The sequence below is a fragment of the Pseudomonas sp. GW821-FHT02H09 genome (genome assembly GCF_059421425.1).
Window position 1 is genome coordinate 107,571 of sequence record NZ_JBWKVA010000012.1, and the last position, 24,575, is coordinate 132,145.

Genomic DNA, 24,575 nt, shown 5'->3' on the forward strand with positions numbered 1-24,575 from the left:
AATCCAGCCGAAATAAATTTTCCGCGCACCGCATCCAGTGTTCGCCCGCCTGCGTATATCAAGCACGGACAGACATTCCTGGCCGATTCTCCTAATAAGGATCATCACCATGAAACGCACTTCGATTAAAACCCCGTTGATCGCCAGCCTGCTGACCCTGGCCCTTTCCAGCGGCCTGACGATGACCATCGCACAAGCAGCCGACATGAGCCACGACAGCGTGATGGTCGGTGGCCAAAGCATGATGCCGAGCAAAGACATCATCGATAACGCCGTCAACTCAGCCGACCACACCACCCTGGTCACCGCCGTGAAAGCCGCCGGGCTGGTCGACACGCTCAAAGGCAAAGGTCCGTTTACCGTGTTCGCGCCGGTCAACTCGGCGTTCGCCGCCCTGCCCGCCGGCACCGTCGACACCCTGCTCAAACCGGAAAACAAAGCCACCCTCACCCATATCCTTACCTACCACGTGGTCGCCGGTAAGCTCGACATGACGGAGCTGACCAAACGCATCAAGGCCGGTGGCGGCAAGGCCGAACTGACCACTGTCAGCGGCGGCAAGCTGTGGATCATGATGAACGGCCCGCACAACATCGTGCTCAAGGATGAGAAAGGCGTCACTGCCGACATCACCACCTACGACGTTAACCAGTCCAACGGCGTGATCCAGGTCATCGACAAAGTGCTGCTGCCTAAAAGCTGAGCATTGATGCCGGCCCTGCGCATCAGGGCCGGCGTTTGCTTTGAGGGACCTGCCCGTGAATGGAACAACGGCGCACCGTGAACTAACCTCTGCCTGCAACCGGCACAGTGCGCAGCCAACCGTCCCTATATCGTCCACCTGGAGAACCGTCATTTCCACCGACGACGCCGATCAGCTCAAACAGCTTCTGGCTCAGTGTTCACTGGGCGATCGAGGCGCGTTTGAAACCCTCTACCGCCGCGTTGCCCCGCGTTTGCACGGCGTGGCGTTGCGCTTCATGGGACATCGCGATCTGGCTGAAGATGTGCTGCAAGAGAGCTTCGTGCGGATCTGGAACAACGCGTCACGCTACCAGGCGCACCTGTCGGCGCCACTGACCTGGATGATCAACATCACCCGCAATCAGGCCATCGACCAGTTGCGCAGGCATCGTGACCGGGCTCTGAGCAAATTCGCGGAGCAATCGCTGGTCGACGACGCCCCTTCTGCCCAGGAACTGCTGAGCAATGCGCGCGACGTCAGAGCCTTGAACCGCTGCCTGGAAAACCTCGAAGGCATGCAGCGTCAATCGATCACTGTCGCCTACTTTCAGGGCTTGTCGTGCTCTGAGCTGGCCGAACAGTTGGCCGCGCCATTGGGCTCGGTCAAATCCTGGATTCGCCGCGGTATGGAGCGCCTGCGCAGGTGCCTTGAAGCATGAACGACCTGACCCCCCGCCTGCGCCGCGCGCTGGCCGCCGATTACGCCATTGGCCTGATGCCCGCTGCGGCCCGCCGGCGTTTCGAACAACTGCTGCGCGAGGATGCCGCGCTGCGCGCTGAACTGGCCCGGTGGCAGGAAACCCTCGTCAGCCTGAACGAGCCGCTGGTCGAAGAGCCGGTGCCGGATCGCGTGTGGCGGGCCATCACCGCGCGCATCGAACCGCAGCGATTACATGTGCCCGAGAAACGCCCGTTCTGGAATTGGCTACGCGTCACGGCTGCGGTGTGCTCGCTGCTGGTGGCCGTGACCCTGGGCATTCTCTACACCCGCGACGACGCCCGTTACAGCGCGACACTGCTCAGTGCTACCGAACAACCTGCGCTGCGGATCAAGGCCCATGACGACTACCTGCAAGTCGAGCCGCTGACCCTCGCCGCCGTTACGCCTGGGCGCAGCCTGGAATTGTGGGCCATTCCGGCTGATGGCAAACCCATCTCCCTTGGCCTGCTGCCGGCTGACGGCAAAGGCCGGATCAACCTGAGCGAAGAGCAGCAAATCCTGCTCGGCACACCGATTGCGTTGGCCGTCAGCCTTGAACCCCAAGGCGGCTCGCCGACCGGACAACCGACCGGGCCAGTGTTGTATCAGGGGCCGTTGGCGGCGTTGTAGGTTGCAGTTGATCGTTCCCACGCTCCGCGTGGGAACGATCAGGCAGCTCAGGTCTTACACCTTTCTCGGAAATCCCCTCACGCGCGCGCCTTGCACCGCCCGAAGCATGAAGCTTATAGTCCGCCCGTCGCCCACATGGCGATTCAGGTTTGGCGACCTGACATCAGAGAGAATGCAAAAAGTTGTCTGCTTGCAGGTACTTTTGCACCCGCAAAGCCGCTTGTTTTATGGCGGCTGTGCGCGGGAGACTTTCGAGTCTGCCGGTTTTCTCTGTTGCCGGTTCGCCAACCCGCGTACAGCCGCCACCCTTCGTTTGGCGACGAATAGTGACGGCATTCAGCGAACAAAATAGAGAGCAAACCATGAACCGATACATGCCCATCACCGGCATCGACAACGACTTCCACTCCCTGCTCATCGACACTCAGGCACCCCTCGACGTGCTCCACGACACGGCCGCCTACCGCATCCGCGCCGTGACCCAGCTGCTGGAAAACCTTGCCCTGCGCGAAGAAATCAGCAGCGACGCGCTGGTCCTCCACGACTTCGCCCGAGTCCTCGCCATCCCCCTGCGCGACGGCTGCGACTTGATGGACGTGATCGGACGGCGATTGCAGACGCAAGCTTCGGCATAAAAAACTCACGCCGATCGTTCCCACGCTCCGCGTGGGAATGCAGCCCGTGACGCTCTGCGTCACATCCAAGAGCGTCCAGTGAGGCATTCCCACGCGGAGCGTGGGAACGATCAACCCGCTTTTGAGACAGTCAACCGCCCGTCCGAAACACCAGACTCGTCGATGCAACCTGTAATTTCTGACAGTAGACGAAACATCATCCAGGACTTACAAATTTATCAACAGGGTTTCACCCCTACAGACGGACACCTTGCACATCACTGTCTAACTAATAAAAGGAACTTAAATGATTACTTACATCTACACCGCCCGCGCGGTTAATGGCACTCACAGTAACCAATATGGATCAGTGGACGCAGACACCGCCAAAGAAGCAAAAAAGAAAGTCAAAGGCAAATTCACTTATCCAGTGAAGGTCGAAGTTATAGTGTTCCCAGAAGCGGCGACAAAAAACAGACTTATTTAAAGCACTCACCTCAAACCTCGATTTAACCTCGCGGCCCATCGTCGATGGTTGATGATTTCGGCCTCTTGCGTCCCCCAACCCTAGCAGTTCTGCTAGTAGGCAGCCTTGGCCAATTCAGGGAGAGTAATAACCTGAATCGACGCACCTCTCAGGGAACTCATCCCATGCCGATGAACCGCGAAACCCTGCTCTGCCGCTACCACTACGACCCACTGGATCGCCTCGCCGCTTGCACGCCATCGGCGCAGGCCAGCACCCAACGCTTCTACCTGAAAAACCGTCTGGCCACCGAGATTCAGGGCTCGATGCAGCGCTCGATTTTTCAGCAGGGAGATCAGCTGCTGGCGCAACAACAGCGCCAGGGCGGCACCGTTCAAACCACCCTGCTCGCCACCGATCAACAGCGCTCGGTATTGCGCGCGCTCGACGCGAAACAGCCCCATCCCATCGCCTACACACCTTACGGCCATCGCCCCCCGGAAAACGGCTTGCTCAGCCTGCTCGGCTTCAACGGCGAACACCCGGACCCGGTGACCGGGCATTATGTGTTGGGCAATGGCTATCGAGCGTTTAACCCGGTGTTGATGCGAATCAACAGCCCGGACAGTTGGAGTCCGTTTGGGGGAGGGTGGGTTGAATGCGTATGCGTATTGTGTGGGGGATCCGGTGAACCTGGGGGATCCGACGGGGCATGTCAGTTGGCTGGTTTTAATGGCAAAACACTTTCCAAAAGCAATGAAAACGGCCAGGAAACTAAATACCGCCACTCCGCTGGGTTACTTTGAAAAAATCAACGGAGCACCCCATATAACAGAACAGATTTTAAAATCCTTGCCATCCAAAGACCTGGGCTCTCTTGCCTCTACGTCTACAACCATGAAGAAAACAGTTGATGCAGTATCTGATCGGTCATTGGCACAGATTATCCCTGCCCAAGGAGAGCTGAACTTGGAGATATTGACACCCGCAATGCAAGGAGAAGCTAACGGCATCCTCCCCTACAGAGCAGTTGTTATGCACAACGAGATCCAAAACAATATGAACAACTACAACAGCGTCATGTGGCAGCTTGCAGTTAAAGAATCCAACAGAATGTTACGTCTTGTACTAAAAAGCATACGGAGCTAATCGCCCACTCAGACTAAACAGGTTCTTTTCCAGCCATAAAAACGCATTAAAAATGGAAGCTCCAAAGAGCTTCCATTTTTCATTGCAACTCCGTTATCACGCCGCACTAAACAACTTATGCGGATCAATCACAAACTTCTTCGGCACGCCGGCATCGAACTCGCCGTAACCACGTGGCGCGTCATCAAGGCTGATGACTTCAACACCCACGATGTCGGCGATTTTGATGCGGTCCCACATGATGGCTTGCATCAGTTGGCGGTTGTACTTCATGACCGGGGTCTGGCCGGTGTGGAAGCTGTGGGATTTGGCCCAGCCCAGACCGAAGCGAATGCTCAGGCTGCCCATTTTCGCGGCGGCGTCGACTGCACCCGGATCTTCGGTGACGTAGAGGCCAGGGATGCCGATTTTGCCAGCAACACGAACCACGCCCATCAACGAGTTGAGCACGGTGGCCGGTGCTTCGTGTTTCACGCCGGCATGGCCGTGACCACGGGCTTCGAAACCGACCGCATCGACGGCGCAGTCCACTTCCGGCTCGCCCAACAGTGCAGCGATCTGCTCGTGCAACGGGGTGTCCTGGGACAGGTCGGCGATTTCAAAACCCTGGGCCTTGGCGTGAGCCAGGCGGATCGGATTGACGTCACCGATGATCACCACTGCCGCGCCTAACAGGCGAGCGGAAGCGGCAGCGGCCAGACCGACCGGACCGGCACCGGCGATGTACACCGTGCTACCTGGGCCAACACCAGCGGTCACTGCACCGTGGTAACCGGTGGGCAGAATGTCGGAGAGGCAGGTCAGGTCACGGATTTTTTCCATGGCCCGGTCGCGATCCGGCAGTTTCAGCAGGTTGAAGTCGGCATACGGCACCATCGCGTATTCGGCCTGGCCGCCAGTCCAGTCACCCATGTCGACATAGCCATAGGCACCGCCGGGACGCGCCGGGTTAACGCTCAGGCAAACACCAGTGTGCATCTCTTTGCAGGAACGGCAACGGCCACAGGCGACGTTGAACGGCACCGACACCAGGTCGCCGATCTTCAGGTTCTCGACATCACTGCCTTTCTCGATCACTTCACCAGTGATCTCGTGGCCCAGAACCAGACCGGTCTGGGCCGTGGTACGGCCACGCACCATGTGCTGGTCCGAACCACAGATATTGGTAGACACCACACGCAGGATGACACCGTGTTCGATCTTCCTGCCGCGCGGGTCCTGCATTTTGGGATAGTCGATTTTTTGTACTTCGACCTTGCCATTGCCCAGATACACCACACCACGATTACCAGACATGCTTTCACCTCGCTGTTGTTTTTATGTAGCGCTCGCGTCGCCAATGGGAGGCAGCGCGTTGATTGCTCGGGTTTATTGCCTGTGTGTTTCTGTATCGTTTGAGAGGACGCCTCGCGGGCAAGCCTCGCTCCTACAGGGGTACGCGCTCGTCGTAGGAGCGAGGCTTGCCCGCGATGGGTCGCGAAGCGGCCCCCAAAATCTAAAGAACGACGGTTCTATTGGCGTTTAGAAATACGCGTCGTTCTATGTGATACCCAACCGCCCGCGCCAACGTCAGCCCTTCGATGTCACGCCCCTTGGCGATCAGGTCTTCGGGATAGTGGCTGTGGTCCACCGCTTCCACACCCTGGGCGATGATCGGGCCTTCGTCCAGGTCGTTGTTGATGTAGTGCGCAGTCGCGCCGACCAGTTTCACGCCTTTGTTGTACGCCTGGTGATACGGCTTGGCGCCTTTGAAACCCGGCAGCAAGGAGTGATGAATATTGATCGCCTTGCCATCGAGTTTGCGGCACAGCTCCGGCGACAGCACTTGCATGTAGCGGGCAAGGATCACCAGTTCGGCACCAGACTCTTCAATGACTTGCCACACCTGACGCTCTTGCGCCGGCTTGTCGTTCGGGTCCAGCGGGAAGTGGTAGTAGGGAATTCCATGCCAGTCGGCCAGGGGCTTGAGGTCCGGGTGATTGGAAACCACCGCAGCCACGTCCATGGACAACTGGCCGATGCGTTGGCGGTAGAGCAAGTCGTTGAGGCAGTGATCGGCCTTGGAAACCATGATCACTACTTTTGGCCGGTGGTGCGGCGGTGTCAGTTCGAAAATCATCCCGAAAGCGTCGGTCCGCTCGGCCAGACCTGCGCGGAACGCCTGTTCGTCGAAGTCGTCGGGCTGACGGAATTCCACACGAATGAAGAAGCGGCCGGAAAGCCGATCATCGAAGGAGTGGTGCTCGGTGACGTAGCAACCCTGTTCGAACAGAAAACGGGTCACCGCATCCACCGTGCCCAGGACGCTGGGGCAATCGGCGGTCAAAATCCATGTGTCTGGGGCGCGGCTCATAGTGCGGTGACTCCTGTAGCGAACTGATCGTTCCCACGCTCCGCGTGGGAACGCCGCCATGGACGCTCTGCGTCCGTTTTTGTGACGCAGAGCGTCACGGGATGCATTCCCACGTGGAGCGTGGGAACGATCATCCGTATCAGGCCTGAACGCTAAGGCCGTATTCCGCAGCTGCATCCTGCAACCACAGCCACCAGTAATCGGAGAAGCTGCGGCGGATCAGCAGTTCCCAGGTGTCTTCGGCGGTGTGGCGGATCACCAGTTGCGACTTGGCGAACACGGTGCCGACGGCTTTGCCCACCGGAAAGTTGTTGGGGTGCACGTCGTAGCTGGTGGACTTCATCAGCACTTCGCGGACTTTCGGGCCACTGAGTTCGAGAATCTGTTGGCCGCCGCTGACGTTGACGATGGAGATGTGCAGAGCACCCAGCGCTTCACGCAGTTTTTTCTCGGCAGCAAATTCTTCACCACCCGGCACGATCAGCAGCCATTCGTCCGGCCCCATCCATTGCAGACTGGTTTCGCCTTTGGCGATGACGGTCAGGGCCACTGGCAATTCCAGGCCCAGGGCCTTGTGCACGCCAGCGGCGAACGCTGGGTCATGGCCGTCGCCACGAATGGTCAGATGGCCGAGGAGTTTCTTTTCACGCACGGTGACACCGGCGTTTTTACGGCCCTTGCCCACCAGGCTTTGCAGGGCTGCGTGATGCAGCGACGACTCGGCCTTTGCCCCGGTGGTTGGGCGCTGTTGGTAAACGTTGGCTGTGGTCATGTGGGACACCTGTCTGAATTCTGTATGTTGATCGTTCCCACGCTCTGCGTGGGAATGCCGCCATGGACGCTCTGCGTCCGCTCTTGTGACGCGCAGCGTCACGGGATGCATTCCCACGCGAAGCGTGGGAACGATCGACTTACACGTTCTGGCGATCGCCTTTCGGATCGAAGAACACCGAAGAAACGATTTCCGCTTCGATCACGCTGCCGTCGGCCAGAGGTGCGAAGACTCGCTCGCCCAGACGCTTGAGGCCGCCTTTGACCACAGCCAGGGCAAACGAGTAGCCCAGGGAGTTGTGGGCATAGCTGGAGGTCACATGACCGACCATGCTCATCGGAATCGCTTGCTTGGTGTTGAACACCAGTTGCGCACCTTCCGGCAGCCATTTGGTCGGGTCGATCGGCTTCAGACCAACCAACTGTTTGCGTTGATCACGCACGCAGTCTTCCCGGTTCATGCCGCGCCAGCCGATCCAGGAGAACGGTTTGGTCCGGCCAACACACCAGCCCATGTTCAGGTCGTCCGGGGTCATCGAGCTGTCGGTATCCTGACCGACGATGATGAAGCCCTTCTCGGCCCGCAGTACGTGCATGGTTTCGGTGCCGTACGGGGTCAGGTTGTACTTTTTGCCGGCCTCGACGATTTTTTCCAGTACGCCCATGGCGTAGTCGGCCTGCACGTTAACCTCGTAGGACAGCTCACCGGTGAACGAAATACGGAACACCCGCGCTGGTACACCGCCTACCAGGCCTTCTTTCCAGGTCATGAACGGGAAGCCGTCCCGATCCAGATCGATGTCGGTGACTTCGCTGAGCAGCTTGCGGCTGTTCGGCCCGGACAGGGTCATCGTCGCCCAGTGGTCGGTGACCGAGGTGAAGTACACCTTGAGGTCTGGCCATTCGGTCTGTTGGTAGATTTCCAGCCATTGCAGCACACGAGCAGCGCCGCCGGTGGTGGTGGTCATCAGGAAGTGGTTGTCTGCAAGACAGGCCGTAACGCCGTCGTCGAACACCATGCCGTCTTCTTTGCACATCAGGCCGTAACGGGCCTTGCCCACATCGAGCTTGGTCCAGGCGTTGGTGTAAACGCGGTTGAGGAACTCCCGCGCATCCGGGCCCTGGATATCGATTTTGCCCAGTGTCGACGCATCGAGTAGGCCGACGCTGTCGCGCACGGCTTTACATTCGCGTTTGACGGCGGCGTGCAGGTCTTCGCCGTTTTTCGGGAAGTACCAAGGACGCTTCCATTGACCGACGTCTTCGAACTCGGCGCCGTTCTTCACGTGCCAGGCTTGCAGGGCGGTGTAACGCACCGGCTCGAAGATATGGCCACAGTGACGACCGGCTACCGCACCGAAGGTCACCGGCGTGTAGTTCGGACGGAACATGGTGGTGCCCATTTGCGGGATGGTCACGTTCAGGGAACGCGCCGCAATGGCCAGACCGTTGACGTTGCCGAGTTTGCCCTGGTCGGTACCGAAACCCAGTGCGGTGTAGCGTTTGACGTGCTCGACCGATTCGAAGCCTTCGCGGGTCGCCAGTTCGATGGCGGCGGCGGTGACGTCGTTCTGCAGGTCGACGAATTGCTTCGGCGCCCGTGCAGTGGCTTTTTCATGAGGCACCTGGTACAGCGCCAGGGTTGGCTCTTCCAGACGGGTCAGGGCTTTTGGCAACACGCCCTGGACCACTTTGAACCCGGCTTCGCTGGCAGCGCGCACGCCACCTTCAAAACCATCGGCCAGCGTGTCGCCAAGGCTGTACACGCCATTCACACCACCGACGCACACGCGTTTTTGCGGTGCTTCGCCCGGTACGAAACCGAGGATGTCTTCACGCCAGATCGGCTTGCCGCCCAGGTGCGAAGCGAGGTGAACGACTGGGCTGTAGCCGCCGGAGCTGGCCACCAGATCGCACTCCAGCCATTCGCCAGGGCTGGTCACGGTGTGGGCCTTGACGTCGATGGCCGCAACGCGAGCCGCGGTCACATGTTTGCTGCCACGAGCTTCGACCACTGCGCTGCCGGTCAGAATACGGATGCCTTTGGCCCGTGCTTCCTCTACCAGCGCACCACGTGGATTGCTCCGTGCGTCAGCGATGGCCACCACTTGCAGGCTGGCATCGAGCCAGTCCAGCGCCACGCGATAGGCGTGATCGTTGTTGGTGGAAAGCACCAGTTTCTTGCCCGGCGCTACGCCATAACGACGGACGTAAGTCGAGACTGCGCCGGCCAGCATGTTGCCCGGCACGTCATTGTTGCCGTAGACCAATGGACGCTCGTGAGCGCCGGTCGCCAGCACCACACGCTTGGCGCGGACCCGGTGGATACGCTGACGCACTTGACCGATCGGTGCGCGGTCGCCGAGGTGATCGGTGAGGCGCTCGTGAATGGTCAGGAAGTTATGGTCGTGGTAGCCGTTGACCGTGGCGCGCGGCAACAGCAGCACGTCCGGCAGGGATTTCAGTTCAGCGACGACGCTGGCGATCCATTCGGCGGCTGGTTTGCCGTCGAGGCTTTCGCGGGAGTCGAGCAGGCTGCCGCCGAACTCTTCCTGTTCGTCCGCCAGAATCACCCGGGCACCGCTGCGCGCGGCTGCCAGAGCGGCTGCCAGACCAGCAGGGCCGGCGCCGACGATCAGCACGTCGCAGTGCTGGTTCATGTAGTCGTAGGTATCCGGATCGTTCTCGGTCGGCGAACGGCCTAAACCTGCGGCCTTACGAATGTATTTCTCGTAGGTCATCCAGAACGATTGCGGGTACATGAAGGTTTTGTAGTAGAAGCCCGGCGGCATCAGCTTGCCGCCGACCTTGCCGAGAATCCCCATCATGTCGTTGTTGACGCTCGGCCAGCCGTTGGTGCTGCTGGCGACCAGGCCCTGGTACAGCGCCTGTTGAGTGGCGCGCACGTTAGGGATCTGCGTGGCTTCAGTGGCGCCGATCTGCAGCACTGCGTTCGGCTCTTCGGCACCGGCGGCGAAGATGCCGCGCGGGCGAGAGTATTTGAAGCTGCGACCGATGATATCCACACCGTTGGCCAGCAAGGCTGCGGCCAGGGTGTCGCCTTCGAAGCCTTTGTAGCTCTGGCCGTTGAAGGTGAAGCTCAAGACTTTATTGCGGTCGATCCGGCCGCCGTTGGAAAGACGATTGATCTGGCTCATACCTTCTCTCCCAGAGCCGTCGCGGCCGCTTTCGGACTGTCTGCTTTACCGGTGAATTGCGGCTTGGCGCCGATCTTGTAGGTTTCGAGAATCTCGTAGGTCACGGTGTCACGGGTGGCGTTGAAGTACTGACGGCAGCCGGCGACGTGATCCCACAGCTCGTGGTGCAACCCGCGTGGGTTGTCACGGAAGAACATGTAATCGCCCCACTGCTCGTCAGTGCAAGCGTTCGGGTCCAGTGGGCGCGGGATGTGCGCCTGGCCGGATGCATGGAATTCCTCTTCGGAGCGCAGTTCGCCGCAGTGAGGACAGAAGATGTGCAACATAGGGATTTCTCCTGTTAGTGGGCGACAGCTGCAGCGCCGTGTTCATCGATCAACGCACCGCTGTGGAAACGGTCGATGGAGAATGGAGCGGCCAACGGGTGCATTTCACCCTTGGCCAGGCTTGCGGCAAACACGTTGCCCGAGCCAGGTGTCGCTTTGAAGCCACCGGTACCCCAACCGCAGTTGAAGAACATGTTCGGAACCGGGGTTTTCGAGATGATCGGGCAAGCGTCCGGAGTGGTGTCGACGATGCCGCCCCACTGACGGTTCATGCGTACGCGGGACAACACCGGGAACATCTCGACGATGGCCTGAACGGTGTGTTCGATCACCGGGTACGAACCACGCTGGCCGTAGCCGTTGTAGCCATCGATACCGGCGCCAATCACCAGGTCGCCCTTGTCGGACTGGCTGATGTAACCGTGTACGGCGTTGGACATGATCACGCTGTCGATAATCGGCTTGATCGGCTCGGACACCAGCGCTTGCAGCGGATGGGATTCGATCGGCAGACGGAAACCGGCGAGTTTGGCCATGTGCCCGGAGTTACCTGCGGTGACCACACCGACGCGCTTGGCGCCGATAAAGCCCTTGTTGGTTTCCACACCGATGCACACACCGTTTTCCTTACGGAAACCGATCACTTCGGTCTGTTGAATCAGGTCCACGCCCAAGGCGTCGGCGGCACGGGCAAAGCCCCAGGCCACGGCATCGTGACGCGCCACACCGCCGCGACGCTGGACGGTAGCGCCCATCACCGGGTAGCGAGTGTTTTTCGAGCAGTCGAGGTACGGGATCTCGTCCGCCACTTGCTTGGCATCGAGCAGTTCGCCGTCCACGCCGTTGAGGCGGTTGGCGCTGACCCGACGCTCGGAATCACGGATGTCCTGCAGGGTGTGGCACAGGTTGTAAACGCCACGCTGGGAGAACATCACGTTGTAGTTCAGGTCCTGGGACAGGCCTTCCCAGAGTTTCATCGCGTGTTCGTACAGGTGCGCCGATTCGTCCCACAGGTAGTTGGAGCGAACGATGGTGGTGTTGCGCGCGGTGTTACCGCCGCCCAGCCAGCCTTTCTCGACCACGGCCACGTTGGTGATGCCGTGCTCCTTGGCCAGGTAGTAGGCGGTCGCCAGACCATGCCCGCCACCGCCGACGATGACCACGTCATAGACCTTTTTCGGGGTCGGCGTGCGCCACATCTTCTGCCAGTTTTCATGGTGGCTGAGGGAGTGCTTGAAGAGGCCGAAGCCCGAGTAGCGTTGCATAGTCATTTACTCCAAAACTGCTCTCAGCGGTAAACCGGGAAGTCCGCGCACAGGGCTGCCACATTCTTCGCCACATCGGCCTCGACATCGGCATCGCCGAGGTTGTCGAGAATGTCGCAGATCCAGCCGGCCAGCTCGACGCACTGAGTGACCTTGAAGCCGCGAGTGGTGACCGCCGGGGTGCCGATTCGCAGGCCCGAGGTGACGAACGGCGACTGTGGGTCGTTCGGTACGGCGTTCTTGTTCACGGTGATGTGAGCGCGACCCAAAGCGGCGTCAGCTTCCTTACCGGTGAGGCCCTGACGGATCAGGCTGACCAGGAACAGGTGATTGTCGGTGCCGCCGGACACTACATCGTAGCCGCGTTTGATAAAGATGCTGGCCATGGCCTGGGCGTTGTCGATCACTTGTTGCTGATAAACCTTGAAGCCAGGCTCCAGCGCTTCCTTGAAGCACACCGCTTTAGCGGCGATCACGTGCATCAGCGGGCCGCCCTGACCACCAGGGAATACGGCAGCGTTGAGTTTCTTTTCCAGCTCTTCGTTGGCACGGGCCAGGATCAGACCGCCACGTGGACCGCGCAGGGTTTTGTGAGTGGTGGTGGTGACCACGTCAGCGTACGGCAGCGGGTTCGGGTACAGACCGGCAGCGACCAGACCGGCGACGTGAGCCATGTCGACGAACAGGTAAGCGCCGACTTTGTCCGCGATCTGACGGAAGCGTGGGAAATCCAGGGTTTTCGAGTAGGCCGAGAAACCGGCGATGATCATTTTTGGCTTGTGCTCGACCGCCATGCGCTCGACTTCGTCGTAATCGATCAAGCCAGTGTTGGTGTCGATGCCGTACTGCACAGCGTTATAGAGCTTGCCGGAGAAGCTGACCTTGGCGCCGTGGGTCAGGTGACCGCCGTGAGCCAGGCTCATGCCCAGTACGGTGTCGCCGGCCTGCAACAGGGCAAGGAACACCGCTGCGTTGGCCTGGCTGCCAGAGTGCGGCTGGACGTTGGCGTAGTCGGCACCGAACAGCTGCTTGGCGCGTTCGATGGCCAGGGCTTCAACCTTGTCCACGTGCTCGCAACCGCCGTAGTAGCGCTTGCCCGGATAGCCTTCAGCGTATTTGTTGGTCAGGCCGCTGCCTTGCGCTTCCATGACGCGTTTGCTGGTGTAGTTCTCCGACGCGATCAGCTCGATGTGATCTTCCTGACGTAGCTCCTCGGCATTCATGGCCGCCAGCAGTGCATCGTCATAACCCTGGATTTGGTCTTGCTTGCTGAACATCGCGTCTCTCCCAGCGGCGGCGGTGCGCCATTCGTCTCGGTGAGGCCTCTGTCCTTGGACAGTGCCCTTTGGATGCGATGGTATGACCGGCGCAGACAGGCCAAATGCCTATGGACGCCACGCAAAGGTGCGTTTACGACATAGACTGGCGCGCAGGGATCATTGGTAGCTGATCGTTTATGCACGCAAGCCTTGCGTAGCAGCTGCCGAAGGCTGCGTTCGACCGAGAATCGGTCGCAAATCCGGTATCCACGATTTACCTGCAAGACCGCGTTTTGAGCGTTTTACGACCGCTTCGCGGCCGGACGCAGGCTTCGCCAGCTGCTACAGGGGACCGCTCGCGCATCGGGAATTATTCCTACAGAATCAGCAGATGTGCGCTTCCTGCGATTCTGGTTAAAGTGCGCACCATCATCGACCACAGGATCCGGCCATGACCGATAAGAGCCAACAATTCGCCAGCGACAACTATTCCGGCATCTGCCCTGAAGCCTGGGCGGCCATGGAACAGGCCAATCAAGGCCACCAACGCGCCTACGGCGACGATGAGTGGACCGCACGCGCTTCGGACGACTTCCGCAAACTGTTCGAAACCGACTGCGAAGTGTTCTTCGCCTTCAACGGCACCGCAGCCAACTCGCTGGCACTGTCGTCGTTGTGCCAGAGTTACCACAGCGTAATCTGCTCGGAAACCGCCCACGTCGAAACCGACGAATGCGGCGCACCGGAATTCTTTTCCAACGGCTCCAAGCTGCTCATCGCAGGCACCGAAAACGGCAAACTGACCCCGGAATCGATCCGCGAAATCGCCCTCAAGCGCCAGGACATCCACTACCCGAAACCACGCGTCGTGACCCTGACCCAGGCGACCGAAGTCGGTAGCGTCTACACCCCGGAAGAAATCCGCGCCATCAGCGCCACCTGCAAAGAGCTGGGCCTGAATCTGCACATGGACGGTGCGCGCTTCTCCAACGCTTGCGCGTTCCTCAATTGCTCGCCCGCCGACCTGACCTGGAAAGCCGGCGTTGACGTGCTGTGCTTCGGCGGGACGAAAAACGGCATGGCGGTGGGTGAAGCGATTCTGTTCTTCAACCAGAAACTCGCTGAAGACTTCGACTACCGCTGCAAACAGGCCGGGCAACTGGCTTCGAAAATGCGTTTTCTCTCGGCGCCGTGGGTCGGCCTGCTGGAAAACGACGCCTGGCTCAAACACGCCCGCCACGCCAACTACTGCGCGCAATTGCTGAGCGAGCTGGTGAGCGACATTCCAGGGGTTGAACTGATGTTCCCGGTGCAAGCCAACGGCGTGTTCCTGCAACTGTCGGAATCGGCCGTCGCGGCGCTGACCGCCAAGAGCTGGCGTTTTTACACCTTCATAGGCAAAGGCGGCGCCCGCTTCATGTGCTCGTGGGATACAGAAGTAGAGCGCGTACGAGAACTGGCGGCGGATATTCGGGAAGTGATGAGCGCCTGACACATGATCGTTCCCACGCTCCGCGTGGGAATGCCTCTCGGGACGCTCCGCGTTCCTGCCTCACCGTCTACGTAGAGCCGGACACCGTTGTGACGCAGAGCGTCACGGGCTGCATTCCCACGCAGAGCGTGGGAACGATTATTAGAGGCGCGTCGCAATTTCCCACTAACTCCGCGGCGCTGTCCTCTAGCACCACCCCACAACCCCGCTCACCCTGATCATTCCCACGCAGCAAAGGAATGCACCCATGGGCCGCAGCCGCTACACCATCACCGAGCCCGACAAGCCCCACTTCCTGACCTGCACCATCATGGAGTGGCTCCCGTTGTTCATCCGGCCCTACATTGTCGATCACCTGCTCAATTGCTGGCGCTATCAACAATCCCATCAGAACTTACAGCTGTATGGCTACGTCATCCTGGAAAACCATCTGCACTTTGTTGACGAAGCTCCGGACCTGAGCAAATGCCTCAGTCAGTTCAAATCTTTCACCGCCCGACAAATCATCGACGATCTGCAAAGCAAAGGCGCAGAACGAGCCCTGCAACGCCTGCGTTTCAGCAAGCGCGCCCATAAGCTCGATCGGGTGTATCAGCTGTGGCAGGAAGGTTCTCACGCCGAGTTGGTCTATAGCGAAGCGGTAATGCGTCAAAAACTGGATTACATCCATCACAACCCGGTGAAGCGTGGGTATGTGGATCTGGCAGAGCACTGGCGGTACTCAAGCGCTCGGAACTATGCAGGGATGGAAGGGCTTATCGAGATTCAGCGCTGGTATTGAAACGTACTCCCGGACGACGGCGGCGAGACAGGAACGCAGAGCGTCCCCAGAGGCATTCCCACGCAGAGCGTGGGAACGACCATGGTTGGGGGGCTCCACGTGAGCTCGTTGAGCTCATTCCCACGCTCTGCGTGGGAATGCAGCCCGGGACGCTCTGCGTCCCTTCCCCCGGAGTAACGGGTTAAAACTCGATCCGCACATCCCCTTTCGGCACGCTGCAGCACGAGAGGATATAACCCTCGGCTTCGTCTTCTTCGGTGATGCCACCGTTGTGCTCCATCTCGACCTCCCCGCCCAGTTTCATCACTTTGCAGGTGCCGCAGATGCCCATGCCGCAGGCTTTGGGGATCAGCAGGCCGAGTTTGGCGGCGGCTGCGTGGACGGTTTCGCCCGGTGCGACGCGAATGCTTTTGCCGGAGGCGGTGAATTCCACCTGGTGCAGGTCGGCGGCATCGATTGGCGGCGCGTCGGCCGCTTGTTCGGCGTGTTCGACGGCGTCAGCGCGCGCTTCCGGCGGGGTCGCGCCGAAGGACTCTTCGTGATATCGCGACATGTCGAAGCCAGCGCCTTCCAGCAAGCGCTTGACCGCGTTCATATACGGCGTCGGGCCGCAGCAGAACACTTCGCGCTCCAGGAAGTCCGGCGCCATCAACTCGAGCATTTTGTGGTTCAGGTAACCGCGATAACCGGCCCACGGCTCACCCATGCCATGCTTCTCGCAGATCAGGTGCAAGCTGAAGTTGTCGATCCGCGATGCCATATGTTCCAGCTCGCGGTGATAGATGATGTCTTTGGGCGAGCGGGCGCTGTGGATAAACACCATGTCGACATTGCCGTTGGTGTCGTAGAACCAACGGGCCATGGACATCACCGGGGTGATCCCGACGCCGCCGCTGAGGTAGAGCACTTTCGGCGCGGTGAAATCCATGGCGTTGAACAGCCCGACCGGGCCGTGCACCGCCAGCTCCTGGCCTTCATGCAGGGTGTCGTGCAGCCAGTTGGACACCTTGCCGCCCGGAACGCGCTTGATGGTCACCGAAAAGCTGTACGGCACCGAAGGCGAACTGGAAATGGTGTAGGAGCGCATGATCGGCACACCGTCGATTTCCAGTTCCAGGGTGACGAACTGCCCGGGCTTGAAGAAGAACAGAATCGGCTGATCGGCCATAAAGCAGAAGGTGCGCACATCCCAGGTTTCCTGGATGACTTTGACACAACGGACGATGTGCCGACCATTGGCCCAGGTCTGGGTTGTTACCGGATTCAGGAAACTATTGGACATGCTGATCTCCACGGCCGACTGTCGGCCTCATGTTGCCGATTCTGCTCAAGGCGTGCAGTGGCCACTTACCTATCTACGACATTCACGTACTTATCGCGACCAGCCCCCAACCACTGGGGGTTGCGCGTCGGGAACAGATTTGGCCATGTCGCCCATGGATAAGGTTCTGGCCTGCGCCGGCCCCACACTCGCTTCAACAGATAAACGCTGTTTTCTGCCTTGCGTAGCAACCGTGGCCAGTGTCACGGGGTTGTACGGAGCAAGCCCGGATGCATGAAGTTCTGAGCCAAGGCGCCGCGACGAGTCATAGCCCGCTATGGCGAGGAGCGGCAACGCAGGATCAGGACTTCAGGCGCCGGACTTGACCGTACAACCCCGTTACACTGGCCATACAGCCACTATTCGCCGGCCACACAGATGGCCATGAGGACTTAAACGATGGACGTCACCACTACCCTGAGCTTGGGCGATCCACTGGAACCCGCACGCAAGGCCACCGCGCAGATGCTGCAAGAGCGCGAGCGTACGTTCTCGCTGCCACAGCCGTTCTACTCTGATGAGCGGTTATTTGATATCGACATGCAGGAGATCTTCCAGAAAGAGTGGCTGATCGCCGGCATGACCTGCGAAATCCCGACCAAGGGCAACTACCTGACCCTGCAAATCGGCAAGAACCCGATCATCGTGATTCGCGGCGCAGAAGGCGTGGTTCATGCCTTTCATAACGTCTGCCGCCACCGTGGTTCGCGTCTGTGCACCAGCGAAAAAGGCAAAGTTGCCAAACTGGTCTGCCACTACCACCAGTGGACCTACGAGCTTGACGGTCGTCTGTTGTTCGCCGGCAGCGAGATGGGCGACGACTTCGACATGAAGCAGTACGGCCTAAAGCCGGTGAACGTGAAGACCGCCGGTGGCTACATCTTCATCAGCCTCGCGGAAAACCCGCCGGCCATTGATGACTTCCTGTCGACACTGAACCATTACATGGAACCGTACGACATGGAGAACACCAAGGTGGCGGTGCAAACCACCCTGGTGGAACAGGCCAACTGGAAACTGGTGCTGGAAAACAACCGCGAGTGCTACCACTGCAACGCGTCGCACCCGGCACTGCTGAAAACCCTGCTGGAATGGGACGACGTTACCGACCCACGCGCCGACCAGGCGTTCAAGGACCACGTAGCCGCTTCCGCCGCTGCCTGGGAAGCCGAGAAGATTCCTTACGCTCACGCCAGCTTCGGCCTGCGTAACCGCATCGTGCGCATGCCACTGCTCAAGGGCACCGTGTCAATGACCCTGGACGGCAAGCAAGCCTGCAAGAAACTCATGGGCCGGATCCAGAACCCGGATCTGGGCTCGATGCGCATCCTGCACCTGCCGCACTCGTGGAACCACTGCATGGGCGATCACATCATTGTGTTCACCGTGTGGCCGATCAGCGCGCAGGAAACCATGGTCACCACCAAATGGCTGGTGCACAAGGACGCTGTCGAAGGCGTGGATTACGACGTCGACCGCATGCGTGAAGTCTGGGATGCCACCAACAATGAGGACCGTCGTCTGGCCGAAGAGAACCAGCGCGGGATCAACTCCACCGCGTACCAGCCAGGCCCGTACTCCAAGACCTACGAGTTCGGTGTGGTGAACTTTGTGGATTGGTACAGCGAGCGTCTGCTGAACAACCTCGGCGCAGAACCGGCGCCGTACCTCAAGGGCGTGCCGGTTCACGGCTAAGATGATCGTTCCCACGCTCCCGCGTGGGATTGCATCCCGTGACGCTCTGCGTCACTTCCAGAGCGGACGCAGAGCGCCCATGGCGGCATTCCCACGCAGAGCGTGGGAACGATCATAAAGGTCAACAGATCGCAGCCTGCGGCAGCTCCTACGGAATCACACGATCCCTGTAGGAGCTGCCGCAGGCTGCGATCTTTTTTTTCGACAACGCAAAATCACCGCCCACACCCCCCCTATAGAACTGTACGAAATATGATCTATTGCGTTACAGCCTATAAGGGACGTGGCGTGCAGCCTTCAGCGAACAAGTTATCCACACTTCCACCCACAGCTAATGGGGACAACTGTGGAAAGGCCGGAAGGTTTCTCCACAGAAACCGAAGAAAATCCGTGACTTATCCAAAAGCAGGGTTTTCGGCAGCGATTGTATGTTTTTTAATCAGAGCCCTGTAAACCACGGCCTGCATGGCTCGTAGCGGACCGCGAACACCTTATCCACAGAAGCGCCAACAGACTTTGGGGGCAACTTGGGTGGATCTGTGGAAAACCACCGAAGACCGCGATAAATCGGGGTTTTCAGGCGGTTTATCGGCTTGAATCGGTGATTTGGTTGTTTTTTAACCAGCGCCCTGATAAGCCCGGTTTGTATGGTCTGTAGCGGACAGCGAACATCTTATCCACAGAAAGGCCAACAGAGATTGGGGGCAAGTATTGGTATGCAAGCAAAGTTATCCCAGGGAAAAAGCTCGAAAAAACCGCAGGTTAGGCTGATTGTTTTTTGTACGAAGGGTTGCAGGGCTTGATTGGCGTAGGGTGTAGCGAGGGGTGAACATGTTATCCACAGAAGCGCTAACAGGGATTGTGGGTAAATCCAAAAATCCCTGTAGGAGCCGATCTTGCTCGCGATAGCGGTTTATCAGGCGACAGCGATGGTGAATGTCAGTACGCCTTCGCGAGCAAGCTCTGCTCCTACAGGGATTTGCGTTCGGCTCACAGCCGATGCATCAGATAGGCTTCACCCGTGACCCGAATCATCGGATGAGGAGTGACCTGGCAGGTTTTGACGATGCCAAAGCCGTGTCGCTCATAGAAACGCCGGGCGCCGGTGTTCGCGGCGTAGTCGATCAGGCTCAGGCCATTGAGACCCAACTGGCTGGCTCGCGCATGGGCATGCTCAAGGAACTGCTTGCCCAGGCCCTGGTTACGCCAGCCCTCGTGCAGCGCCAGGCTGGAAATGTAGAGCGTGTCAGGGATTTCCATATCGGCGTAGGGCGCCAGGACCGGATCGGTCACAGGCTCTGCCTCGGGATCTTGGCGCATTGTGTAGCTGTGCATCATGCCGACGACTTCGCCCTCGGACTCCGCAATCAAGCAGTTCTGGTAAGAGAAATCCACGTCGTCACGGGCGTACCGGGCGGCGCCTACATCGAGTAAATCCTGCCCCGACGCTGCCAGTTTGCTCCAGATATAGTCGGAGCAACCCTCAGAGGAAATCTGAAACAAGCGAGCAATCTCGCGCGCATCGGAGCGCAGAGCCGAACGAAATTTAACTGCCATTACCCAACCCCACAGGACATTAACAAGATCGTTCCCACGCGCAGCAAAGAAATGCAGCCCTTGACGCTCCGCGTCACAGCCGAAGCGGACGCAGAGCGTCCATAGAGGCATTCCCACGCGGGAGCGTGGGAACGATCAAACGATCATCGCGTCACAGTCGGAACTAGCGAACCACGCCTTCTTCAATCAGCAGTTTGAGGATGGCTTCGGCGCCCTCTTGGGCGCTGACGCCCTTGAGCACCTGTCCACCGCCGCCGCTGGCCTTGGCCGTTGCGGCCTTCATGCGATCAGCGCCGCTTTTGGCCTTGATCACTTTCAGACGCTTTGGCCGGGGTTTCGCCGGTTGCAGCGTGGCGATTGTGAGTAACTCATCGTCGACCACCTCCACCTGATCGGCCTGCAACACCCCACGCCGGGCCGGGCCATAAGCACTTTGCCGAGGTTTCGGCGCGGCGTTATCCACAGTCGCGAGAAACGGCAGGCGGACTTTCAGCCGCCGACGTTGACCACGGGGCAAGGCCTGCAGCACCAGGGCCGAATTACCATCGATGGATTCGACCTGCGCCAGACCCACGACCAGCGGCCAACCAAGGCTTTCGGCCAGAAGGAACGGCAACATGCCCGAGCCTTCACCGGTTTCCGCCTGGCTGCCGGTCAGGACGACTTGAGCACCGGCATCGCGCAGATAGTCGGTCAATGCTGGAAGCGCATCCGCGCCGGGCGGCTGCTCCAGCACATGCAGCTGCTCCAGCCCCATCCCCAGGTAGGCCCGCAGTGCCGGTTCCGCGATATCGCCGGCATGCAGCACTTGCAGGTTATCCCCAGCCAGTTGCAAACCCAGTTCGACCGCCCGCGCGTCCTGTTCGGCACGCCGAGGTCGCCCGGAAGTCGGGTGGGCGCCGATGGACACCAGGCTGATCACATTCGTACTCATAACCTAAATCCTTCCCTTAAGCCGCATCGCGCTTGGCTTCGTTGCGGTAAGCCTCTACCGCCGCGATCAAGGCTTGAAGAATCGCCGCACTCTCGCCAATCACCGACAGGTCAGCGCGCTTGATCATGTCGCAACCCGGATCGAGGTTGATCGCCACCACCTTGTCGCAGGCACCGATGCCTTGCAGGTGCTGGATCGCCCCGGAAATTCCCACCGCGACATAGACCCGCGCCGTGACCCAGGTGCCGCTGGCGCCGACCTGACGGTCGCGGGCCATGAAGCCATCGTCCACCGCCACTCGCGAGGCGCCTTCGGTAGCACCGAGGGCCGCAGCGGCCCTGTGGAAAAGATTCCAGTCCTTGACCCCGTTGCCGCCCGAGAAAATGAACTCAGCTTCGGCCATGGGAATCGCCGCCGGATCGACCGCCACCGCACCGAGGTCTTCGATACGCGACAGGCTGCGAGCGACCGCTGTGGATAACTCCACCGGCAACGCTTCGTGACGGGTTTCGCTGACAGGTTCGGCGCACTCGGCAGCCGCCAGAATCAGGCGCGCCACTGGTCGTGCAAGATCCTGCAGGCCAGCACCGGCGCGGCCGATGCACTCCTCGCCCTTGACCTGCCAGACCCGCGTAGCCGGGCGTTCACCCAAGGCGGCAGCAAAGCGCCGGCCCAGTTCGCCTCCACCGCTGCGGCTGTCCGGCAGCAGCCAGTGCCGCGGGTTGAACTGGTTATCCACAGCCCGCAGGCCCTGGACTCGTTGTTCCGGTGCATAACCGCTGAACTCACTGCCATCGAGCACCAGCAAGCGGTCGACGCCAGCCGTGGCGAAAGCGTTCTCTTTGTGTTCGCCGAAAACCACGACCAGCACCGCGCCGTCGTTGCCCGCCAGCTGATGGGCCAGGCCCAGCAGGTCGCGGTCGTGGCTGCTCAGGCGGCCGCCGACCATATCCGGCACGACGCTGATGTAGAACGCCGGTTGTGCCACTTGATGCAGCGGCAATTGCACTTCAACCGTGGCCGTACGCTTGGCCGCGCCGCCCTGTTGGGCGCCGCTGCGATCGATGCGTTTGATACCGTTGGGACCGATGAATCCGATGCCGTGGGGATTCTTGCGAATGATGCCGTTAGGCCCCATCCAGCTGTGTTGCACCGGCTGCATGGCCGCGTGCAGCGGGTGCAGACGGTTGCGGGCGATCCATTCAGCGCGAGGGTCGCGGCGGATAATGTCGCTCATCAGTGCACCTCCGCAGGTTCACGTTTGGCCGGCTTCGACGGCTTGCCTGGCGCCGCGTCTTCGAGCAACGCATCAGCTACCAGCTCGGCGATGTCCTTGATCATCGGTCGCGGTTCGACCACGCCTTCAAGCATCGCGGTGCACTGTGGACAACCCACGGCCACCAGCTCGGCGCCGGTTTCGCGGATGTCTTCCATGCGCATGTCGGGGATCCGTTGCTTGCCGGGAATGTCAGTGATCGGCGCACCGCCACCGCCGCCGCAGCAGCGCGAGCGGAAACCGGAGCGTTGCATTTCCTTGATCTCGATCCCCAGCGCCCGCAGCACTTCGCGCGGGGCCTCGTATTCGCCGTTGTAACGGCCGAGGTAGCAAGGATCGTGATAGGTCACGCTGCTGCCTTTATGCTGGCCGAGGTTGAGCGCGCCGGCATCGATAATTTCTGCCATGTAGGTGCTGTGGTGCTGCACCACATAGTTGCCGTCAAAGGCACCGTATTCGTTTTTCAGCACGTGAAAACTGTGCGGATCACAGGTGACGATGCGCTTGAAGCTGTACTTGGCCAAGGTCTGAATGTTGCGTTTGGCCAGCATCTGGAACGTCGCTTCATCACCAAGACGCCGGGCCACGTCACCGCTGTCGCGTTCTTCCAGGCCGAGTACCGCGAAGTCGACTTTGGCCGCTTTCAGCACTTTGACGAAGGCGCGCAAGGTGCGCTGGTTACGCATGTCGAAAGCACCGTCGCCTACCCAGAACAGCACGTCAGTGGTTTTCTTCTCGCTGAGCAGGCTGAGGTTCAAGTCCGCCGCCCAGTTCATCCGTCCGCCCGGGGCGAAACCGCCAGGGTTGTCGGTGGCGATCAGGTTTTCCAGGACTTCAGCGCCCTTGTTCGGCGTGGCGCCTTTTTCCAGGGTCAGGTGACGACGCATGTCGACGATGGCGTCGACATGCTCGATCATCATCGGGCACTCCTCGACACAGGCGCGGCAGGTGGTGCAGGACCAGAGGGTTTCAGCGTCCACCAGACCGTTGACGATCGGTTGATGGGGATTGCCGCCGTGTTCGCCAATCGCTTTACCCTTGCCGTCAAGGGATGGATAGGGGCTACCGGCGAATTTGGCGTCGGTGCCGCCAGCGAGGCCGACCACCATGTCTTGAATCAGTTTTTTCGGGTTCAGCGGTTGCCCAGCGGCAAAGGCCGGGCACGCGGCTTCGCATTTACCGCACTGCACGCAGGCGTCAAAGCCAAGCAATTGGTTCCAGGTGAAATCCTTGGGTTTTTCCACGCCTAGCGGTGCGTTCGGATCGTTGAGGTCCAACGGCTTCAAACCGGTGGAACGACCACCCCCAAAGCGTTCGGCGCGGCGGTGCCAGGCCAGGTGCAAGGCGCCGGCGAAGGCGTGTTTCATCGGCCCGCCCCAGGTCATGCCCAGGAACATTTCCGACACGCCCCACAACACGCCCAGACCGAGCACGGCGGCCAACAGCCAGCCGCCGAAGTCCGCAGGCAGAATCCCGGCTACCGGCAAGGTCGCAAGGAAGAAGCTGATGGAAAACGCCATCAGGCTTTTCGGCAGGCGCATCCACGGGCCTTTCGACAGCCGCGCCGGCGGGTTGCGCCGACGCAGGTAGACGAAGATCGCCCCGCCGAACATCAGCAAGGAGGCGAACAGCAAGGCGTAGCCGAGGATGCGGTTATGCAGGCCAAAACCATGAACCAAAATCGCCAGTACGGCAGCCAGCACAAAGCCGCCGGCCGTGGCGACGTGGGTGTTGGCGATGTATTTGTCCCGCGCCACCACATGGTGCAGATCGACCATGTAGCGCTTGGGTATGGCAAACAGACCGCCGATCAGGTCGACCCTGGAAGCTCGGCCCTGGCGCCACATAGCCACCCGCCGCAGCGCGCCCAGGACAGCCAGGCCCAGGGCAGCGAACAACAGGATAGGAAGAAGGGTGTTCAACATGGTGGAGCTCCCAAAGACCTCGAGGTCTTGCAGGCCTAACTACCTGGATGCCTTGCTCGACTCCTTGTAGGAGCGAGCTTGCTCGCGAAAGCGGTGGGTCAGTCGACATCAATGTTGAATGTCAGTCCGCCTTCGCGAGCAAGCTCGCTCCTACAGGGT

Annotated in this window: 21 protein-coding genes; 9 read left to right on the forward strand and 12 right to left on the reverse strand. The window is 59.9% G+C overall.

The genetic code is table 11. From position 1 onward, the window contains the following. The first annotated feature begins 109 nt into the window (after positions 1-109). From AC07VR_RS17645 to AC07VR_RS17670, 6 genes are all read left to right on the forward strand, one after another. Complete coding sequence (locus tag AC07VR_RS17645; RefSeq protein WP_495011991.1) at positions 110-703, forward strand: fasciclin domain-containing protein; 594 nt, start codon at positions 110-112, stop codon at positions 701-703. A gap of 55 nt (positions 704-758) precedes the next feature. Continuing rightward, positions 759-1,403, forward strand: coding sequence for a sigma-70 family RNA polymerase sigma factor (locus AC07VR_RS17650; RefSeq protein ID WP_495011992.1), 645 nt, complete (start codon positions 759-761; stop codon positions 1,401-1,403). After that, positions 1,400-2,074: an anti-sigma factor gene (locus tag AC07VR_RS17655; protein WP_494990612.1), complete on the forward strand. Its 675-nt coding sequence runs from the start codon at positions 1,400-1,402 to the stop codon at positions 2,072-2,074. Before AC07VR_RS17650 ends, AC07VR_RS17655 begins: the two co-directional genes overlap by 4 nt. Positions 2,075-2,436: 362 nt before the next feature. Next, the gene (locus AC07VR_RS17660) at positions 2,437-2,709 is read left to right on the forward strand and encodes a hypothetical protein (RefSeq protein WP_495011993.1); all 273 of its coding nucleotides are present in this window, start codon (positions 2,437-2,439) and stop codon (positions 2,707-2,709) included. Between the two features lie 286 nt (positions 2,710-2,995). Then, entirely contained in the window at positions 2,996-3,175 is a 180-nt protein-coding gene (locus tag AC07VR_RS17665; RefSeq protein WP_495011994.1) for a hypothetical protein, read from the forward strand. 170 nt (positions 3,176-3,345) lie between these two features. Further along, entirely contained in the window at positions 3,346-3,960 is a 615-nt protein-coding gene (locus AC07VR_RS17670; protein ID WP_495011995.1) for an RHS repeat-associated core domain-containing protein, read from the forward strand. A gap of 439 nt (positions 3,961-4,399) precedes the next feature. On the opposite strand, the gene fdhA is transcribed toward AC07VR_RS17670, so the two are convergent. From fdhA to glyA, 7 genes are all read right to left on the reverse strand, one after another. Next, positions 4,400-5,599 (reverse strand): formaldehyde dehydrogenase, glutathione-independent, encoded by a 1,200-nt coding sequence (gene fdhA / locus AC07VR_RS17675; RefSeq protein WP_123581242.1) that lies wholly within the window; start codon positions 5,597-5,599, stop codon positions 4,400-4,402. Between the two features lie 199 nt (positions 5,600-5,798). Beyond that, entirely contained in the window at positions 5,799-6,656 is an 858-nt protein-coding gene (purU, locus tag AC07VR_RS17680) for a formyltetrahydrofolate deformylase (protein ID WP_494990616.1), read from the reverse strand. A gap of 139 nt (positions 6,657-6,795) precedes the next feature. Further along, a complete protein-coding gene (locus AC07VR_RS17685; protein ID WP_494990617.1) occupies positions 6,796-7,428 on the reverse strand; it encodes a sarcosine oxidase subunit gamma in 633 nt (210 codons plus the stop codon). Positions 7,429-7,567: 139 nt separating this feature from the next. Further along, on the reverse strand, positions 7,568-10,585 hold the full coding sequence (locus AC07VR_RS17690; protein WP_495011996.1) for a sarcosine oxidase subunit alpha: 3,018 nt from the start codon (positions 10,583-10,585) through the stop codon (positions 7,568-7,570). Continuing rightward, positions 10,582-10,911 carry a sarcosine oxidase subunit delta gene (locus AC07VR_RS17695; protein WP_494990619.1) on the reverse strand — a complete coding sequence of 110 codons (330 nt, stop codon included), beginning with the start codon at positions 10,909-10,911 and terminating at the stop codon, positions 10,582-10,584. Before AC07VR_RS17695 ends, AC07VR_RS17690 begins: the two co-directional genes overlap by 4 nt. Before the next feature lie 14 nt (positions 10,912-10,925). Then, a complete protein-coding gene (locus AC07VR_RS17700; RefSeq protein WP_489362507.1) occupies positions 10,926-12,176 on the reverse strand; it encodes a sarcosine oxidase subunit beta in 1,251 nt (416 codons plus the stop codon). Positions 12,177-12,199: 23 nt separating this feature from the next. Beyond that, on the reverse strand, positions 12,200-13,453 hold the full coding sequence (gene glyA, locus AC07VR_RS17705; protein ID WP_494990620.1) for a serine hydroxymethyltransferase: 1,254 nt from the start codon (positions 13,451-13,453) through the stop codon (positions 12,200-12,202). Between the two features lie 433 nt (positions 13,454-13,886). On the opposite strand from glyA, the gene AC07VR_RS17710 reads away from it, so the two are divergent. Continuing rightward, a complete protein-coding gene (locus AC07VR_RS17710; protein ID WP_495011997.1) occupies positions 13,887-14,927 on the forward strand; it encodes a threonine aldolase family protein in 1,041 nt (346 codons plus the stop codon). 247 nt (positions 14,928-15,174) lie between these two features. Beyond that, positions 15,175-15,708, forward strand: a complete 534-nt coding sequence (locus tag AC07VR_RS17715; RefSeq protein WP_495011998.1) for an REP-associated tyrosine transposase — start codon at positions 15,175-15,177, stop codon at positions 15,706-15,708. 181 nt (positions 15,709-15,889) lie between these two features. On the opposite strand, the gene gbcB is transcribed toward AC07VR_RS17715, so the two are convergent. Then, positions 15,890-16,990 carry a glycine betaine monooxygenase reductase subunit gene (gbcB, locus tag AC07VR_RS17720; protein WP_494990623.1) on the reverse strand — a complete coding sequence of 367 codons (1,101 nt, stop codon included), beginning with the start codon at positions 16,988-16,990 and terminating at the stop codon, positions 15,890-15,892. Positions 16,991-17,428: 438 nt separating this feature from the next. Between gbcB and gbca the strand changes: the two genes are divergently transcribed. After that, the gene (gene gbca, locus AC07VR_RS17725) at positions 17,429-18,724 is read left to right on the forward strand and encodes a glycine betaine monooxygenase oxygenase subunit (protein WP_494990624.1); all 1,296 of its coding nucleotides are present in this window, start codon (positions 17,429-17,431) and stop codon (positions 18,722-18,724) included. A 990-nt stretch (positions 18,725-19,714) separates the two neighbouring features. On the opposite strand, the gene AC07VR_RS17730 is transcribed toward gbca, so the two are convergent. The 4 genes from AC07VR_RS17730 to dgcB all read right to left on the reverse strand — a co-directional run bounded on the left by AC07VR_RS17730 (position 19,715) and on the right by dgcB (position 24,416). Beyond that, positions 19,715-20,281, reverse strand: a complete 567-nt coding sequence (locus tag AC07VR_RS17730; RefSeq protein WP_495011999.1) for a GNAT family N-acetyltransferase — start codon at positions 20,279-20,281, stop codon at positions 19,715-19,717. A gap of 163 nt (positions 20,282-20,444) precedes the next feature. Next, the gene (etfB, locus tag AC07VR_RS17735; RefSeq protein ID WP_494990626.1) at positions 20,445-21,215 is read right to left on the reverse strand and encodes an electron transfer flavoprotein subunit beta; all 771 of its coding nucleotides are present in this window, start codon (positions 21,213-21,215) and stop codon (positions 20,445-20,447) included. A 16-nt stretch (positions 21,216-21,231) separates the two neighbouring features. Beyond that, a complete protein-coding gene (etfA, locus tag AC07VR_RS17740; RefSeq protein WP_495012000.1) occupies positions 21,232-22,452 on the reverse strand; it encodes an electron transfer flavoprotein subunit alpha in 1,221 nt (406 codons plus the stop codon). Further along, entirely contained in the window at positions 22,452-24,416 is a 1,965-nt protein-coding gene (gene dgcB, locus AC07VR_RS17745; RefSeq protein ID WP_495012001.1) for a dimethylglycine demethylation protein DgcB, read from the reverse strand. The genes etfA and dgcB overlap by 1 nt, the downstream gene beginning before the upstream one ends. Between the last annotated feature and the right edge of the window lie 159 nt (positions 24,417-24,575).

Coding starts and splice junctions, on each gene's coding strand:
- AC07VR_RS17665 (WP_495011994.1), top strand. CDS start 2,996: ATGATTACTTACATCTACACCGCCCGCGCGGTTAATGGCACTCACAGT.
- AC07VR_RS17695 (WP_494990619.1), bottom strand. CDS start 10,911: ATGTTGCACATCTTCTGTCCTCACTGCGGCGAACTGCGCTCCGAAGAG.
- AC07VR_RS17730 (WP_495011999.1), bottom strand. CDS start 20,281: ATGGCAGTTAAATTTCGTTCGGCTCTGCGCTCCGATGCGCGCGAGATT.
- AC07VR_RS17710 (WP_495011997.1), top strand. CDS start 13,887: ATGACCGATAAGAGCCAACAATTCGCCAGCGACAACTATTCCGGCATC.
- AC07VR_RS17670 (WP_495011995.1), top strand. CDS start 3,346: ATGAACCGCGAAACCCTGCTCTGCCGCTACCACTACGACCCACTGGAT.
- glyA (WP_494990620.1), bottom strand. CDS start 13,453: ATGTTCAGCAAGCAAGACCAAATCCAGGGTTATGACGATGCACTGCTG.
- AC07VR_RS17715 (WP_495011998.1), top strand. CDS start 15,175: ATGGGCCGCAGCCGCTACACCATCACCGAGCCCGACAAGCCCCACTTC.
- AC07VR_RS17645 (WP_495011991.1), top strand. CDS start 110: ATGAAACGCACTTCGATTAAAACCCCGTTGATCGCCAGCCTGCTGACC.
- etfB (WP_494990626.1), bottom strand. CDS start 21,215: ATGAGTACGAATGTGATCAGCCTGGTGTCCATCGGCGCCCACCCGACT.
- purU (WP_494990616.1), bottom strand. CDS start 6,656: ATGAGCCGCGCCCCAGACACATGGATTTTGACCGCCGATTGCCCCAGC.
- gbca (WP_494990624.1), top strand. CDS start 17,429: ATGGACGTCACCACTACCCTGAGCTTGGGCGATCCACTGGAACCCGCA.
- AC07VR_RS17685 (WP_494990617.1), bottom strand. CDS start 7,428: ATGACCACAGCCAACGTTTACCAACAGCGCCCAACCACCGGGGCAAAG.
- dgcB (WP_495012001.1), bottom strand. CDS start 24,416: ATGTTGAACACCCTTCTTCCTATCCTGTTGTTCGCTGCCCTGGGCCTG.
- AC07VR_RS17660 (WP_495011993.1), top strand. CDS start 2,437: ATGAACCGATACATGCCCATCACCGGCATCGACAACGACTTCCACTCC.
- fdhA (WP_123581242.1), bottom strand. CDS start 5,599: ATGTCTGGTAATCGTGGTGTGGTGTATCTGGGCAATGGCAAGGTCGAA.
- AC07VR_RS17655 (WP_494990612.1), top strand. CDS start 1,400: ATGAACGACCTGACCCCCCGCCTGCGCCGCGCGCTGGCCGCCGATTAC.
- gbcB (WP_494990623.1), bottom strand. CDS start 16,990: ATGTCCAATAGTTTCCTGAATCCGGTAACAACCCAGACCTGGGCCAAT.
- AC07VR_RS17700 (WP_489362507.1), bottom strand. CDS start 12,176: ATGCAACGCTACTCGGGCTTCGGCCTCTTCAAGCACTCCCTCAGCCAC.
- AC07VR_RS17690 (WP_495011996.1), bottom strand. CDS start 10,585: ATGAGCCAGATCAATCGTCTTTCCAACGGCGGCCGGATCGACCGCAAT.
- etfA (WP_495012000.1), bottom strand. CDS start 22,452: ATGAGCGACATTATCCGCCGCGACCCTCGCGCTGAATGGATCGCCCGC.